13 protein-coding genes are annotated in these 16,151 nt (G+C 34.2%); 8 read left to right on the top strand and 5 right to left on the bottom strand.

Translation table 11 applies throughout. The features are described from left to right. Positions 1 to 2: 2 nt before the first annotated feature. The 3 genes from HCX49_RS25465 to floA form a co-directional block, all read right to left on the bottom strand. Positions 3 to 521 (bottom strand): KdsC family phosphatase, encoded by a 519-nt coding sequence (locus tag HCX49_RS25465; RefSeq protein ID WP_206368672.1) that lies wholly within the window; start codon positions 519 to 521, stop codon positions 3 to 5. 484 nt (positions 522 to 1,005) lie between these two features. Continuing rightward, positions 1,006 to 2,307 (bottom strand): DUF3472 domain-containing protein, encoded by a 1,302-nt coding sequence (locus HCX49_RS22875; protein ID WP_168128237.1) that lies wholly within the window; start codon positions 2,305 to 2,307, stop codon positions 1,006 to 1,008. 143 nt (positions 2,308 to 2,450) lie between these two features. Continuing rightward, on the bottom strand, positions 2,451 to 3,440 hold the full coding sequence (floA, locus tag HCX49_RS22880) for a flotillin-like protein FloA (RefSeq protein WP_021188810.1): 990 nt from the start codon (positions 3,438 to 3,440) through the stop codon (positions 2,451 to 2,453). A 364-nt stretch (positions 3,441 to 3,804) separates the two neighbouring features. Between floA and HCX49_RS22885 the strand changes: the two genes are divergently transcribed. From HCX49_RS22885 to HCX49_RS22915, 7 genes are all read left to right on the top strand, one after another. Then, on the top strand, positions 3,805 to 7,245 hold the full coding sequence (locus tag HCX49_RS22885) for a response regulator (protein WP_168128238.1): 3,441 nt from the start codon (positions 3,805 to 3,807) through the stop codon (positions 7,243 to 7,245). Positions 7,246 to 7,257: 12 nt separating this feature from the next. Further along, the gene (locus tag HCX49_RS22890) at positions 7,258 to 8,067 is read left to right on the top strand and encodes a CheR family methyltransferase (RefSeq protein WP_132772339.1); all 810 of its coding nucleotides are present in this window, start codon (positions 7,258 to 7,260) and stop codon (positions 8,065 to 8,067) included. A 129-nt stretch (positions 8,068 to 8,196) separates the two neighbouring features. Further along, positions 8,197 to 8,772, top strand: coding sequence for a chemotaxis protein CheB (locus tag HCX49_RS22895; protein ID WP_021188807.1), 576 nt, complete (start codon positions 8,197 to 8,199; stop codon positions 8,770 to 8,772). After that, positions 8,772 to 10,376, top strand: coding sequence for a response regulator (locus HCX49_RS22900; protein ID WP_132772340.1), 1,605 nt, complete (start codon positions 8,772 to 8,774; stop codon positions 10,374 to 10,376). Before HCX49_RS22895 ends, HCX49_RS22900 begins: the two co-directional genes overlap by 1 nt. Positions 10,377 to 10,419: 43 nt before the next feature. After that, positions 10,420 to 10,956 (top strand): plastocyanin/azurin family copper-binding protein, encoded by a 537-nt coding sequence (locus HCX49_RS22905; RefSeq protein WP_021188805.1) that lies wholly within the window; start codon positions 10,420 to 10,422, stop codon positions 10,954 to 10,956. A gap of 162 nt (positions 10,957 to 11,118) precedes the next feature. Next, on the top strand, positions 11,119 to 12,525 hold the full coding sequence (lpdA, locus tag HCX49_RS22910; protein ID WP_021188804.1) for a dihydrolipoyl dehydrogenase: 1,407 nt from the start codon (positions 11,119 to 11,121) through the stop codon (positions 12,523 to 12,525). Between the two features lie 66 nt (positions 12,526 to 12,591). Continuing rightward, positions 12,592 to 12,996, top strand: coding sequence for an acyl-CoA thioesterase (locus tag HCX49_RS22915; protein ID WP_021188803.1), 405 nt, complete (start codon positions 12,592 to 12,594; stop codon positions 12,994 to 12,996). An 18-nt stretch (positions 12,997 to 13,014) separates the two neighbouring features. Here the strand turns inward: HCX49_RS22915 and HCX49_RS25635 are convergent, their stop codons facing one another. Next, complete coding sequence (locus tag HCX49_RS25635; protein ID WP_232789346.1) at positions 13,015 to 13,308, bottom strand: DUF3817 domain-containing protein; 294 nt, start codon at positions 13,306 to 13,308, stop codon at positions 13,015 to 13,017. A 253-nt stretch (positions 13,309 to 13,561) separates the two neighbouring features. Between HCX49_RS25635 and lpdA (HCX49_RS22925) the strand changes: the two genes are divergently transcribed. Further along, the gene (gene lpdA / locus HCX49_RS22925; RefSeq protein ID WP_132772342.1) at positions 13,562 to 14,950 is read left to right on the top strand and encodes a dihydrolipoyl dehydrogenase; all 1,389 of its coding nucleotides are present in this window, start codon (positions 13,562 to 13,564) and stop codon (positions 14,948 to 14,950) included. Between the two features lie 74 nt (positions 14,951 to 15,024). Here the strand turns inward: lpdA (HCX49_RS22925) and HCX49_RS22930 are convergent, their stop codons facing one another. Next, positions 15,025 to 16,032 (bottom strand): LacI family DNA-binding transcriptional regulator, encoded by a 1,008-nt coding sequence (locus HCX49_RS22930; RefSeq protein WP_021188801.1) that lies wholly within the window; start codon positions 16,030 to 16,032, stop codon positions 15,025 to 15,027. Positions 16,033 to 16,151: the final 119 nt, after the last annotated feature.

A 16,151-nucleotide genomic window follows, 5' to 3' on the forward strand; every position in this document is an offset into this window, starting at 1 on the left:
ACTTATATACTTTTGACTGTTGTATCCATTTGCCATTTACCCTGAATTTTTAATACTTTTTCCATGACATCTCGTACAGCCCCATCACCACCAATTTTTGGAGAAATATAATGGCAAATTCCTTTAATTTCCTCAATAGCATCAGCAGGACATGTGGCTAGACCAGCCAGTTTCATACAGTCAAAGTCTGGCATATCATCTCCCATATAAAGGATATCTTCAAAATTCAGGCTCAGTGAAGCCAGGACTTCATTCAGCTTTCCAATCTTATCGGAGATTCCTGAATGAATTTCTTGAACACCTAACCCCTTTAGTCTTTTAACAACACCAGTAGAATTTCCACCTGTAATAATGATGATTGGATAACCCCGCTTAACAGCTAACTGCATGATATAACCATCCTTAATATTAAAAGTGCGCAACTGTTCACCAGCCTCATTGACCAGCACACGCCCATCAGTCAACACACCATCCACGTCCAATACAAAAGCTTTCACTTTTTTAAGATTATCAAAAATCATAGCTGTTTTCTTTCAAAAATAAGTAATATATAATTCGAAATACAATACAAAATAATACAAAATTTACAGCTATTAAGACAACTTATTATTACAAATAGACAAAAAATCATATTAATGTCACAACACATATTGTGGAGACAACTTTAATTCAAAAACATTTGGAATAAATAGGTTTTTTGATGTATCTTTGTAGGAGATAATTAAGGTTATCTATTGCAGGGGAATAATGATGAATGACATCAAGAAATATTTGAAATGACATTCACATAACATAATATCAAATGTTTATCATTAATTTTGCTGTATCAAATCACTACTTAAAAACAGTGATTATTAAAAATGTCTTTTCATAATTTAGGTTTATAATTGGTTAGTAACAAACCCTGGTGCCCATCACCAGGGTTTTGTTTTTTAAACAACTAGCAAGACAAAAAAATAGCTGCAAATAAACTATTTACAGCTATAATTCCTTAAAAAAACGTTATTATCTTGGAAGTGATTTGAAATCAATATTAGGCTTCACTCCTGTTGCTTTTCTAATAAATTTACTACCAAACGGAACATACTTATTAAAGAACCCAAAATTCTTTAAATAAAACCCTTTCTCATTTACGCCACCAGCATAGTCCATACGGTAACCTTTACGGCCAGTATTATCAATGGTAAATCTACCTTCAGTACATTCATACCAGTCTCCTTTGTCATCGGCTACCCATTGATTTGAAAACTGTACCTCCCGTTGATAAATACCTTGATCAGGGTTAAAATTTTCTAGGAAAGAATGAAAGCCTGTTAAATATTGATTCGTCTGAGGACGTTCAAATTCGGCTATAATTTGCCATTTACCTATTTCAGGCGCATAAAACCAAGCAGTATAAGCAGTATAATTATTTGCAATAGGTCTACCTCGCAATAAGAATTTATAAGTACTTCCGGCTTTCCAATTAAATTTCAAATAGCTTTGTCCACCAGAGCCTTCGTTTCCGAATTCGCCGGTATGAACAGTTTGACCTTTTGTTTTCAAAATTATCTTATGGTCATCAGGAATTTCTTTAGGATCATCTGTTGTAAAAGGACTCCATACGGAGAATAAGACACGACGTTCTGTACTGCTATTTACCTGCATACCAAAATATCCTACATTAAAACCATTGGACATAAAATAAGATCCTTCCACATCACTACCCTTTGGAACAGTAACTTCGTTATAATAATATTCTATATTCTTATCTTTCGGTTGCTGATATCCCATGTGGGTCGACGGCCCTCTTCTACCCCAGTAGAAGAAATTATCTTCATTATCTTTAACATAGTTCATCTGACCATCGGAAGCTGTTCCTTTCAAAACGTAACCACCTATTGTCGGATACAATGAAGCTATAGTTTTTGCTTTTAATTCAATTGCGTGATATCCGGTATCCGCAATACTAAAATCAGCAACATTGATCAGTCCTTTTTGATTCGGTTCTATTGTTACATCAACGCTTTTACCAGCGAATGTAAAAGTGAATTTCCCACCAGCATTGGCTTCAAGTACCTGAACGGAAAGATTTACCTGACCCGTTTTACCAAAGCGAACAAATGTTTTTACTGTCCGTTTATTGTCTTTCCAATTTTCAATCTTTCCATTCTTTACAATAGATTCTCTATGATTGCTATTCGGATACTCCCAACTATTACCTCCAATAGGGACAAAATTCTCTTTTCCCGATGTCAAAGACTGTGCGTAAGCTAGCGTCAGATTCAAAGAAAGGAAGAGAAATAATAACTTTTTTATTGATTTCATGTTTATAATAATTAATTATAGCACTAAATATAATGATAGGAATAGGAATATAGAACAGTCCAAAATATTTAAAAAAAAACAACCGATTGCATTTTAACTGCAATCGGTTGTTGATTCGTATAAAAAATCTGTTACATCAGCTTTTAATCTTTCTGCTGTCCTCTGGTATCATGTCCAGGTTTGGAAATAGAAGTTCGCATGTCTGTATCTGCCTGTATATTTTGCATCTTATAATAATCCATTACACCCAAATTTCCATTTCTAAAAGCTTCCGCCATAGCTAATGGCAACTGTGCTTCGGCCTCAATAACTTTCGCTCTTGCTTCCTGTGCCTTGGCACGCATCTCTTGTTCACTTGCAACAGCCATTGCTCTCCGCTCTTCTGCTCTTGCATTAGCAACTTTCAAATCAGCTTCAGCTTGATCTGTCTGCAATTTTGCTCCTACGTTTTCACCGATATCTATATCTGCAATATCAATAGATAATATTTCAAATGCCGTACCGCTATCAAGTCCTTTTGAAAGAACAGTTTTAGAGATTCGATCTGGATTTTCTAAGACCTGCTTATGACTTTCCGACGAGCCTATCGTTGTTACGATACCTTCACCGACGCGCGCTAAGATAGTTTCTTCGCCGGCACCACCAACTAATTGATTGATATTGGCGCGAACAGTTACTCTTGCTTTCGCTATTAATTGAATTCCATCTTTAGCAACAGCTGCCACTGGAGGTGTATTAATAACTTGAGGATTTACTGATAACTGCACAGCATCAAATACATCACGACCAGCCAAATCAATAGCTGTAGCGAGCTTGAAACTCAAAGGAATATTTGCCTTATCGGCGGATATTAAAGCTTTAATTACTCTATTAACATTTCCCCCCGCCAAATAATGGGTTTCAATTTCATTAGATGTGATGTTTAGTCCTGCTTTTGTTGAGATTATCATTGCGTTAGTGACCAAAGAAGGTGGTACTTTACGTAATCGCATCAAAACCAAGTTCAATAAACTAATTTTAACATTAGAAAGCTGTGCGGTAAACCAAAGATTTACAGGTAATAAATAAAGCAATAGAAACAAGGCTACAATACAGCCTATAATCATTAAAGCGAAAGAAAAATTTGGATCCATTTGATTAGATTAATTAAATAGTAATTGTCTTAAAGATATCAAATAATGATCAAACATGAGCCAAAACAATTTAAAAAGAGTAAATAAAGTAAAATCCAACCAAACTCAACTTCCAAATATTAACCTCAAAAACTACGAGTACTTCCTCATTTTTTTACTACTTTTACTTAGAACTAGCATTGATTTCTAATTTGCCACTTTTCCCTTAAAAATTATTGAAACACGCTAAAGAACAGCTTTCTTTGACGCATTTGAATGATAAAAAAGGAATCAAAAGAAATCAGAAAATTATTATGCTATTACTCTAATGTCAATTAGCGTATTATTTTAACGTGTTATCAAAAAATATTACTCTTATATCAAGATGAAAAAGCTACGTTTTCAACAACAACTCATCATTGGAATTATATTTTCATTTCTAATCATACTTTCGGCATCGTTATTATTTTTCATCCAATTGGATAAAAGTACGGCTCATGAACAAGACCTTATACAAAAAGCAGAAGCAAAGTTTGATCTTATCGATAATATCAAGAATAGTGTTGCCCGAGTAAATGATGCAAAACTTAAGTTTTATACAGAAAAAAATGCAAGTGTATTTGCACCCTTTGCTGGTGAAATAACTGTGGTCCTTGAAACTATAAAAAACTTAAGCAAAAAGGACAGCTACTATACATTTGATGCTAACAAGCTAAATAATTTAAAAAATACCATTTTAGATTTCTATGACTTCGAGCGAGCCATCTCGTTAAGTAAGGAAAACAAATTTAAAGCGCTAAATGTAAACAATAAACGAGCTGATATTCAAAATCAGATTTCTATAATCTCCAAAGACTTAATCGATAAAAGAAAAGAATTAATTAAAAAATCAACAGATAGATTAGAAAATATCAGGTATTTAACTTACTTTTTAGTTTTTGTGGGTCTAGCAATCATGATCTATATATTCATCATTGTTCTTAATGTTTTTAAAACATTAAAAAAGAGTATAATTGATGAAAAGAAGTCCAATACAGCCCTTTTAAAATTAACCTCTAAAGTTGAACAAGACAACTCCATTTTAAATAACATCAACACTTTAGACCACAACCTTCGAGGCGATTTTAATGAAAAACAAATTGCAACGATAGGACTCGATAATATCTGTAAAACGACTTCCTCTCTTGCTGGTACAGTATATGTCAAAAAAGAAAATAGCACCCTTTTTTCCCTATTAGCAAATAAAGGAATCCCATTAGATGTCCCTATTAAAACTTTTATTTCAGAAGGAGATGGGATACTCAGTGATGTGATTAATAATCAAAAATTAACGATCATTCGCGATGTAAATGCAAACAAATATCAGATTGCGTCTTCGTTAATTGATCAATTTGAAACTAATCTCTATCTTATTCCGATCGTATATGAAGAAGAATCTATTGGTATAATTGAATTAGTATGTCCAAAAGACAAAAAGAATGAAAATGAAAATATTGAATATTTACACCGCGTTAGCAAAATATTAGCTGTTAGTTTGAAAGTTGCGCAGGCGCATTCAAAGATGGCGGAACTCTATGAAGAATTACAGCAACAAACGGAAGAATTAGAAGCCCAACAAGAGGAACTGAGAACAACGAATGAGGAATTAAGTTATAAAACGAATTTGCTAGAAGCATCCGAAGAGGAATTGAGAGTACAGCAAGAGGAGCTCGTACAAACCAATAATGAACTGGATGAAAAAGCTAAATTACTACAGGAGCAGAATAATGAATTAGAAAAAGCAAAAGATAACATTGCTTTAAAAATCAAAGAGGTCGAGTCAGCCTCAAATTACAAATCAGAATTCATGGCAAACATGAGCCATGAATTGCGTACGCCTTTAAATAGTATTTTAATATTAGCAAAATTATTACAAGATAATAAACTAGACAATCTAACTAGTGAACAAATCAAATATGCCAGTGTGATCCATAATGCAGGAACTGATTTACTTCATTTAATCAATGACTTACTTGATCTTGCTAAGATAGAATCGGGCAAAGTGGAACTGGCACAAGAGAACATTGACAACAAAGATCTCATCGATTATATCTTAAATTTCTTCAAGAATACTGCGGAAGACAAAGGAATAAATTTCAAGATAGCTCTTTCTCCCGATGTGCCTACTCATTTTTATTCGGATGAATATCGGATCCAGCAGATCTTGAAAAACTTACTATCAAATGCTTTCAAATTCACCAATCCTAATGGAAATGTAACACTTCATATTGATATAAATAAGGGTGATGAACTTACTTTTAAAGTTATCGATTCTGGAATTGGCATTGCTGCTGATAAACAAAAACTCATATTCGAAGCTTTTAGACAAGAAGATGGTTCTACAAGCCGCAAATATGGTGGAACTGGTTTAGGATTATCAATATGTAGAGAAACTGCAAAATTACTAGGTGGTCGAATCACATTATCGAGTGAAATCGGAGTAGGAAGCACCTTTATCTTTACATTGCCACTACGTACTGCACCTGGTACCATTCAAACACTTAAATCTAATGAGGAACATACGGAAAAAATAATCCCGTCCACTGAAACCGATGATTCAATACTGTTACCAGAAAATAAAGATATAATTCGAAATCCGGATGACCTGAATACCTTGTTGATCATTGAAGATGATTTGATTTTTGCAGAAATACTAAAGGATTATGCCGAAGCATATCATTACCGTGTCATACTTGCCCATGACGGAGAAGAAGGATTAGAAAAGGCAATGGCACTAAGACCAAAGGCGATTATTTTGGATATTATGCTTCCTAAAATTGATGGCTGGAATGTACTCAAAGTTTTAAAAGCAAATCGGGAGACCTCCTCAATACCTGTACATATGATGTCTGCGGGCACCTATTTGGACAATGAACCAATCAATGCTGGAGCAATTGGATTTATGGCTAAGCCCGTTTCTGAAAAAACTCTTCAAAACACGTTTGAAAAAATTCAATCCATGCTTTCAAATGTTATGAAAAGAGTTTTACTTATTGAAGACCAAAAAGTACAAAGCGATTTTATTAAGCACGGGCTAAAAGATGAAAAACTAACCGTAGATCAAGCCTATGATGCCAATAAAGCTCTTGAATTATTGAAGAATAAAGCGAATAATTACGATTGTATTATTTTAGATTTAAATCTTCCAGATAAATCAGGGTTAGAATTACTAGACGAAATAAAATCCTTAGAGACATACAATGAAACTCCTATCATCATCAACACGGCGATGGAATTGACCTCTGAACAGACTACTAGAATTTTAAAACACTCACAAGCTATGGTTTTAAAATCTGCCAAGTCAAACGACAGATTAGTAGACGAAGTACGCCTTTTCCTGAATAAAATTGACCAGAAAACAGAAAATAAATCGAGGATAATTGATAAAGCAAATGATTTTCAACTTGAAAAAACATTAGAAAACAAAACAATTTTATTAGCAGATGATGATATGCGAAATATCTTTGCGTTAACAAGTGCATTTGAAAGTTTAAATATTCATGTTGAAATTGCCAATAATGGTCAGGAAGCGCTTGATATTCTCAATTTAGAAAATAACATTGATCTGGTATTAATGGATATTATGATGCCCGTTATGGATGGATATGAAGCCATTGCCAATATCCGTAAAAATAAAAAGTATCAGGAGTTACCCATCATTGCCATAACAGCAAAAGCGATGAAAGGTGATAAAGAAAAAGCTATCGAAGCGGGTGCCAATGACTATGTCAGTAAGCCTATTGATATTGACAAATTAATTTCATTGATCCGTGTTTGGGTTAGTTAAATAGAATTAGATATGTTAGACTATTCCGAATTAGACGACGTTATAGAAATCATAAAAAATTTCCATGGATTAGATATCTCTGGATATTCAAAAGCATCTTTAAAAAGACGAGTTACCCGCATCATGGATATTAATAAACTGGATGTCGTTGGTCTTAAATCAAATCTGATCAATCAGGAAGGTTTTATACATTATTTCATCCCAGAAATGACGGTAAATGTTACAGAGATGTTTCGGGACCCCGACTTTTATTCATCTGTAACCACAAAACTGTTCCCCTATCTGGAAACTTATCCACATATAAAAATATGGAGTGCTGGCTGTTCTACAGGCGAAGAAGTTTATTCCCTAGCTATCTTACTAAAAGAAGCTAATTTACTCAACAGATCGTTTATATATGGTACTGATATTAATTCGCAGGTTATAGAAAAAGCAAAAAAAGGTATTTACACCTTAACAAAGCTTAAGGAGTATTCCGAAAATTATATTAAAACAAAAACTGAACATTCTTTATCCGAGTATTATACCGCGATGTATGATGCGGCCACCATTCAGAATGATCTAAAAAAAAATATACTATTTTCTATTCACAATTTAATTTCTGATGGTGTTTTTAATGAATTTCAATTAATTACATGTAGAAATGTATTAATCTACTTTGATCTTAAATTACAAGAAAAAGTTCTTGATCTTTTTTATGATTCTTTGTGCAAATTAGGATTTCTATGCTTAGGATCAAAAGAATCCCTAATCAACTATAAGCACGCAAACCGATTCAAGTTAATTGATAAAAAAAACAATATCTATCAAAAAATAGCGTAAGAAATATCATATGGAATAAGCTATTTCGTAAGCGGGCGAGATCCAGTACATAACAAAGATTTCATTAACGCTATAAACGAGCTTAATAATAACACTAAAACGAACACGCATTAAAAAAATTAGCCGTATATGAATAAGGGCAATAAAATATTACTGTTGGGAGGATCTGCCGGAGGTTTTGGTGTGATTTTAAATCTATTAAAATCAATACCGAAGAACTTTCAGATTCCAATACTTGTAATCGTTCATCGTAACCCAAAATTTGAATCTAATTTTGAGCAAGTTTTAAAAAAAAACTATGCCCTACAAATTAAATCGGCTGAAGATAAAGAACAGATTCAAGGAGGAAAGGTTTATTTTGCGCCCCCTGGTTACCATTTATTGATAGAACCTGATTTCAAACTTGCATTAGATAATTCAGAACCCGTCCAATTTTCAAGGCCTTCGATTGATGTCACATTTGAATCAGCATCCGAAGTTTATAAAGAGAACTGTATCGCAATTTTGTTTTCGGGAGCGAATCAAGATGGTGCAAAAGGCTTATTAGCAATTAAAAATAGGGGCGGAATATGTATAGTACAACATCCAGATTCTGCAGAAGTTCCTACAATGCCTCAAGCCGCTATCGATTTACATGCTCAACATCATATTTATACAACAGAAGAAATTGTAAAGTACATTGATCATTTAAATGGACTAGTATAATGAAGAATATAAACTTATTAATAGTTGATGATAAAATTGAAAATCTCATTAGCCTTACAGCATTATTAAATGATATTGTAGGTATCAATATTATCAGTAGTCAAGATCCTAATGAAGCACTTCGTATCTGCTATAAACAAAACATTGATATTGCATTGGTTGATGTACAAATGCCAGACATTAATGGGTTCGAATTTGTGGAGCTTATCAAGCATAATCCGAAAACCAGCCACATTATTGCCATCATGGTTACGGCTATATCTAAAGAGGAAAAATATCTCATTCAAGGATTGAACAGTGGGGCTGTCGACTACCTTTATAAACCGCTAAGTCCTGAAATCACCATTGCTAAAGTAAAATCCTTTATTCAGCAGGTGCAAACTCAAAACGAGATTAAAGAAAAAAATCAGGCTTTAGAGAACTCCAAAGAAGAACTTATACGAGCAAAGGAAGAGGCAGAATTAGCCCGAAAATCCAAAGAAACTTTTCTAGCAAATATGAGTCATGAAATTAGAACACCAATCAATGGTGTGATGGGGATCGCTCAAATGTTAAAAAACTCACCGCTTTCACTTGAACAACAAGATTGGGTCAATAAGTTAAATAGTGCATCGCTCAATTTACTTAATATCGTAAATGATATTTTAGATCTTTCCAAATTTGATTCCGGAATGATGAAACTAGAAATTGAACCCACCTCCGTACATGATATAACAGACGACCTCAAAAATCTATTTGTACATAAAGCGATTCATCAAGGTCTAAATTTTTCTATTTATATCGATGAAAAAATAGATAGTTTTTTCTTAGCAGATCCATTGCGATTAAAACAAATTCTCACCAATTTCATATCAAATAGTTTCAAATTTACTGCAGAAGGCAGTATCACTTTAAATATCAATTTAATTGATAGCAATGTTTCAAAACTTCACCTACAATTTCAAGTTACCGACACTGGAATAGGTATACCGGAACATTCTTTGGAGAAAATCTTTTTTGCATTCGAACAGGGTGAGGATGGAATCACGAAAAAATTTGGAGGAACAGGTCTTGGTTTAGCAATTGTGAAAAAACTCTCCATATTGTTAGGAGGAAAAGTTACTGCTGTTAGTACTTATGGAAAAGGGAGTAAATTTACATTTGACTGCTGGTTTGACAGAACAAATGCAGTCACAAAGTCTAAACCTGAAAAAATACTATACTCAGAACTCAAAAGTTTCGATAATTTAAAAATTCTAGTGGCAGAAGACAATGAATTGAATAGTTTCATGCTTGCTAATATCCTCAGAACTTGGAACTGTGAAATTAAAACTGCGAATAATGGTAAAGCCGCACTTGAAAAGGTAGAAAGTGAAGATTTTGACATTATTTTCATGGATTCACATATGCCTATTATGAGCGGTTTTGAGACTATCCGTAGAATCAGACAGCATGATAATCCAGCAATTTCGAATATTCTCATCATATCGATATCCGCATCTGTGCTTGAGGCAGAACAACAGGAAGCTCTTGATGCTGGAGCGAACAATGTGATTGGAAAACCTTTCGATCCAAACCACCTACATGAAATGATAGAAAAAATGTTACGCAAAAAATACAATTAAAAGCAATATTTTCCTTATTTTTAGTAAAAATATAATTAACATAATGAAAAAATTATTTGTTTTACCAGTTATTGCCTTAGCAGTAGCCTTTGCTTCTTGCGGTGGCGATTCAACGAAAAAAGAAACCAGTTCAACAACTGAACAAACAACTCCAGAGGTTGCTGAAACAGAAACAGAAAAAATCCCTGGAATTGAGAATGTAGAGCTTTCTAATACATTAGCTTTAGAAGGTAATGATGCAATGAAATATGATAAAAACCTATTCCGCGTAAAAGCTGGAGAGAGCGTTGAGTTAAATTTTAAGAATGCTGGTACTATGCCTAAAGAATCTATGGGGCATAATGTTGTCATTTTAAAACCAGGAACTGACCTAGCGACTTTTGGCGCTGAAGCAGCTGGTGCTCAAGCAGATGAATATGTACCTAAATCAGCACTTTCTTCTGTAATTGCACATACAAAATTATTAGGTCCAGGTGAAACAGATAAAATCACCTTCACGTTAGAAAAAGGAACTTATGATTTCATCTGTAGCTTTCCAGGACATTACGGTGTAATGCAAGGAAAGATTGTTGCAGAATAATCATTCAGAAATATTTCAATGAGGCATTCCTTAAATAGGGATGCCTTTTTTTATGACATTATAACGAGACTACTATTTCAAATTTATACACGTTTTTAACAAAATAGATTTCCTATAATGTTAATTATGACTAAATTTGCTCAAACATTTAAAACGTAATAGATGCAATACGACGTAATAGTAATTGGAAGTGGACCAGGCGGATATGTAGCAGCAATCCGTTGTGCACAATTAGGGTTAAAAACTGCTGTAATTGAGAAGTATAACACTTTTGGAGGAACTTGTTTAAATGTAGGTTGTATTCCTTCAAAGGCTTTATTAGATTCATCTGAGCATTACCACAATGCTGCACATTCTTTCGAAGCACATGGTATTAGCTTAAGCAATTTAAAAGTTGATATTAAGAAGATGATTGCTCGTAAAGACGATGTTATCAATCAAAATACTGCAGGTATCACATACCTATTCAAAAAGAACAAAGTTGAAAGTTTCCAAGGAATTGGTTCATTTGTAGATAAGAACACCATTAAAATCACAAAAGATGATGGTACTTCTGAGCAAATTACAGGTAAAAATGTAATTATTGCTACAGGTTCGAAACCTACTTATTTACCATTCTTACCTGTTGATAAAAAAAGAATTATTACTTCGACAGAAGCTTTAAATTTAACAGAAATTCCTAAACACTTAATCGTAATCGGTGGTGGTGTTATTGGCCTTGAGTTGGGTTCTGTTTACGCTCGTCTTGGTTCTAAAGTATCTGTTGTAGAATTTGCAAAATCAATCATCGGAACTATGGATGGTGGTTTAGGTAAAGAATTACAACGCGTTTTGAAAAAATCAGTTGGTATGGAGTTCTATACTGGCCACAAAGTAACAGGAGCAACTTCAAAAGGTAAAACTGTAACTGTGACGGCTGAAAACCCTAAAGGTGAAATCATCTCATTAGAAGGTGATTACTGTATCGTAGCTGTAGGACGTACTGCTTATACGGATAATTTAGGTTTAGAAAATATCGGCATCACTGTTGAAGAAAGAGGTAAAAAAATCACAGTGAACGATCATTTAGAAACAATCGTTCCAGGTGTATACGCAATTGGAGACGTTGTCAAAGGTGCTATGCTAGCGCACAAAGCAGAAGATGAAGGTATCTTCGTAGCAGAAAGCATTGTTGGTCAAAAACCACATATCGATTATAATTTAATTCCTGGTGTTGTTTACACATGGCCTGAAGTTGCCTCTGTAGGTAAAACAGAAGAGCAATTAAAAGAAGCTGGTGTTAAATACAAGACGGGTTCATTCTCATTCAAAGCTTCTGGTCGTGCCAAAGCTTCGATGGATACGGATGGTTTTGTAAAAATATTAGCTGATGCTGAAACTGATGAAGTTATTGGCGTACATATGATTGGACCAAGAGCTGCTGATATGATTGCAGAAGCAGTCGTAGCGATGGAATATCGCGCATCAGCAGAAGATATCGGTCGCATTTGCCATGCACACCCGACATATACGGAAGCAATAAAAGAAGCTGCGTTAGCCGCAACTTCGAATAGAGCAATTCACGCTTAAAATACTAAAAAGGGGAAAATAAAATTTTCCCCTTTCTTTTTCAACAAACCAAGCCCAAAATAAAACATGAATTTCTATACAAGAAAATGGGTAAAACCAGAAGACTTAAACCCTAACGGTTCACTATTTGGGGGGACCCTATTGAGATGGATTGATGAAGAGGCCGTTATCTATGCAATTGTGCAATTGGCAAATTCACATGTAGTAACGAAGTATATTTCTGAAATCAATTTCGTCAGTTCGGCTCAACAAGGTGATATTATAGAATTAGGAATAGAAGCAACTAATTTTGGTACAACATCCATCACGATGAGATGTGAGGTTCGCAACAAAATTACGAGAAAAACAATTCTATCCATCGACAAATTAGTTTTTGTCAACCTTAATAAAGAAGGCACACCAACACCGCACGGACGCACCGAAATTACTTATGCTTATGTAGGTATTGATAAAATAAAAAAGGATGAATAAATCATCCTTTTTTATTTTCTATTTCTTTTGTCCATTAATAATCTTCTTCACATCCAATTCTACCCAGAAACCTACAATAGGAATTAGAGATAAGACAAAATAAGTCAATGGTCTTTTCCAGTTCCATTTATATTCTACTGTGCACATGATCAACATGATGACAAATATGACGACAAAAAAGCCATGAATCGAGCCTGCAATTCTCACCGCTTCGGGCGTTTCAAAAAAATATTTCATCGGCATAGCAAAGAAAAACAAACAAATGGTTGAAACAGCTTCCCAAAGTGCTATTTGTCTAAAAATACGGAGCATAAAAACTTGATTTAAAAATAAGTAATCCCAAAAATAGAATTATTTAGTGAGATGGATATTTTTTCTGAATGCTTTGACCTTCCTTTGACATATTAATCTTTAAAATGACGTGCGCTTATTAAAATCTGCCAATATAATGTCGCTCAATTTTATAACATTCAGAAAAAATGCGTACTTTTGAATAAGCTTTGCTATTCTGAATCTCAAGAAATTCAGAAATAGATTGAGCATTCAACTACACAATAATTATTTTATGAATTACGACATCATTGTAATTGGTAGTGGTCCTGGTGGATATGTTGCTGCCATTAGAGCCTCACAATTAGGTTTCAAAACTGCTATCATCGAGCGCGAATCTTTAGGAGGTATTTGTCTAAATTGGGGCTGTATCCCGACGAAAGCTCTATTAAAAAGTGCACAAGTTTTTGAATATTTAAATCATGCTGCTGAATATGGTATTAATGTACAAGGTGGTGAGCCTGACTTTGATGCTATTGTAAAAAGAAGTCGTGGCGTAGCAGATGGAATGAGCAAGGGTATTCAATTCTTAATGAAAAAGAATAAGATTGACGTCATTAATGGTACTGCAAAAATTAAAACCGGTGGTAAGATCGATGTTAAAGCTGCAGATGGTTCATCAAAAGAATACACCGCGAAACATACTATTTTAGCTACTGGTGCAAGATCACGTGAATTACCAAATTTACCACAAGACGGTAAAAAGATCATCGGTTACAGACAAGCATTAGTATTACCAAAACAACCAAAATCACTTGTGATTGTTGGATCTGGAGCTATTGGAATCGAATTTGCATATTTCTACAATGCAATTGGTACGAAAGTAACAGTAGTAGAATTCATGGACAGAATCGTTCCTGTTGAAGATGAAGAAATATCAAAACAATTAGAAAAAAGCTTAAAGAAACAAGGCATTAACATTTTAACTTCATCTGAAGTACAATCTGTTGATACTTCAGGTACTTTAAGTAAAGTAAATATCAAGTCTGCTAAAGGCATGGAAGTTATCGAGGCTGAAGTTGTATTATCAGCAGTAGGTATCATGCCAAATATCGAAAACCTAGGTCTTGAAGAAGTTGGTGTAAAAACAGACCGTGGCCGTGTTGTGGTTGACGATTATTATAAAACAAATATCGACGGCGTTTATGCTATCGGTGATATCGTAAAAGGACAAGCTCTTGCACACGTTGCTTCAGCAGAAGGAATTTTATGTATAGAAGCGATTAAAGGTCTTCATGTAGAACCAATTGACTATAACAACATCCCTGGATGTACCTATTGTTCTCCTGAAATTGCTTCAGTAGGTTATACTGAGAAAGCGGCAAAAGAAGCTGGTTACGAAGTTAAAGTAGGTAAATTTCCTTTTTCTGCTTCAGGTAAAGCATCTGCTTCCGGAGCAAAAGATGGTTTTGTAAAAGTTATCTTTGATGCAAAATACGGTGAATTCTTAGGAGCTCATATGATCGGTGCAAATGTTACGGAATTGATTGCTGAAATTGTTGTAGCAAGAAAATTAGAAACAACTGGTCATGAAATGATTAAAGCGATCCATCCTCACCCAACTATGAGTGAAGCTATTATGGAAGCTTGTGCCGATGCTTACGATGAAGTGATACACTTATAACGGTAACGGACAACATAAAATAGAAAGGGCTTATCATAATGATAAGCCCTTTCTATTTTATGTTAAAAGAATGATTACATAATCAATCTCGACTTAAATACAATCTGTTGTGGAGCAAGATCAGGATTATTTATTTTTTCAAATAAAATCTCAGCTGCTTTCTTAGCTTGGTTTCCTGGAAATTGTTCAATACATCCCATTGGAGGATTTTCCATATATTTCCAGAGAGGATAATTCGCATAACTAATAAAGTGAATATCATGATTAAGAACCAGACCTCTGTTTCGGGCAGCCTTCATAACATCTAAAGTCACAAAGTCATTAAAAGACACAACTGCTGTAGGCCTTTCAGGTAAGGCATATAGTTTCTCCATAGCAGCCTCATTTCCCTCAGTCGTTAAATCCGTATTCACAATATACTTTTCATCATAGTCCAAGCCATTACGTTTCAAAGCGGATAAAAAGGAATTTTTGCGTTCTTCACTTGCAGGAAGCAATTGTGGACCATTAATAAGTGCTATTTTAGCATGACCCCGAGCAACGAAAGCATCAATAGCTTCGTTCATACCCGTTGCTAGATCACTTTCAACTTTATTAATTTTAGGAATATCGGGTACACAGTCAAAGAATACAATTGGTGTTCCAGAATTTTCTAGCTTTTCAAGAAACTCAAGATTTGTGGTATTTTTACCTACTGACATTAAAACACCATCAACACGATGGCTTTTAAAGGTTTTCAAAATTCTCTCTTCTCTTTCGGCATCGTCCAAAGATTGTCCCATGATCACGGTATACTTACGGTCGTTGGAAACATTTTCAATTTCACTAATTGCAGAAGAGAAAAATGGTTCAGATAGACTTGGTAATAAAACACCGATTGTAAAAGTTTTGCGTTGCTTAAAAAATATCGCCGTTTGGTTAGGCTCATAATTCAATTCCTCAGCAACTTTTTTCACACGCATGGTCGTCACTAATCCAATACTTGGATGGTCATTCAACGCTCGAGATACAGTAGAGGGTGAAATTTTCAGCTTCTTCGCTATTTCCTTAATTGTTGTTGGTTTATCTCCTTGTATACTCATAGTCGAATCTCACTAAATTTACATTCTGATAAATATAACATTTTTTAGCATATTTTTTAGAATTAGAGTTTAATTTTAGAAAAAAGCAATTAATTACATAAATTTAAATAACTGATAAT

Source organism: Sphingobacterium sp. B16(2022), from assembly GCF_012030425.1.
GTDB classification, from domain to species: domain Bacteria; phylum Bacteroidota; class Bacteroidia; order Sphingobacteriales; family Sphingobacteriaceae; genus Sphingobacterium; species Sphingobacterium anhuiense.

Excerpts from the sequence above, each read along its gene's own strand:
- HCX49_RS25465 (WP_206368672.1), bottom strand. The coding sequence starts at position 521 with ATGATTTTTGATAATCTTAAAAAAGTGAAAGCTTTTGTATTGGACGTG.
- HCX49_RS22875 (WP_168128237.1), bottom strand. The coding sequence starts at position 2,307 with ATGAAATCAATAAAAAAGTTATTATTTCTCTTCCTTTCTTTGAATCTG.
- floA (WP_021188810.1), bottom strand. The coding sequence starts at position 3,440 with ATGGATCCAAATTTTTCTTTCGCTTTAATGATTATAGGCTGTATTGTA.
- HCX49_RS22885 (WP_168128238.1), top strand. The coding sequence starts at position 3,805 with ATGAAAAAGCTACGTTTTCAACAACAACTCATCATTGGAATTATATTT.
- HCX49_RS22890 (WP_132772339.1), top strand. The coding sequence starts at position 7,258 with ATGTTAGACTATTCCGAATTAGACGACGTTATAGAAATCATAAAAAAT.
- HCX49_RS22895 (WP_021188807.1), top strand. The coding sequence starts at position 8,197 with ATGAATAAGGGCAATAAAATATTACTGTTGGGAGGATCTGCCGGAGGT.
- HCX49_RS22900 (WP_132772340.1), top strand. The coding sequence starts at position 8,772 with ATGAAGAATATAAACTTATTAATAGTTGATGATAAAATTGAAAATCTC.
- HCX49_RS22905 (WP_021188805.1), top strand. The coding sequence starts at position 10,420 with ATGAAAAAATTATTTGTTTTACCAGTTATTGCCTTAGCAGTAGCCTTT.
- lpdA (WP_021188804.1), top strand. The coding sequence starts at position 11,119 with ATGCAATACGACGTAATAGTAATTGGAAGTGGACCAGGCGGATATGTA.
- HCX49_RS22915 (WP_021188803.1), top strand. The coding sequence starts at position 12,592 with ATGAATTTCTATACAAGAAAATGGGTAAAACCAGAAGACTTAAACCCT.
- HCX49_RS25635 (WP_232789346.1), bottom strand. The coding sequence starts at position 13,308 with ATGCTCCGTATTTTTAGACAAATAGCACTTTGGGAAGCTGTTTCAACC.
- lpdA (WP_132772342.1), top strand. The coding sequence starts at position 13,562 with ATGAATTACGACATCATTGTAATTGGTAGTGGTCCTGGTGGATATGTT.
- HCX49_RS22930 (WP_021188801.1), bottom strand. The coding sequence starts at position 16,032 with ATGAGTATACAAGGAGATAAACCAACAACAATTAAGGAAATAGCGAAG.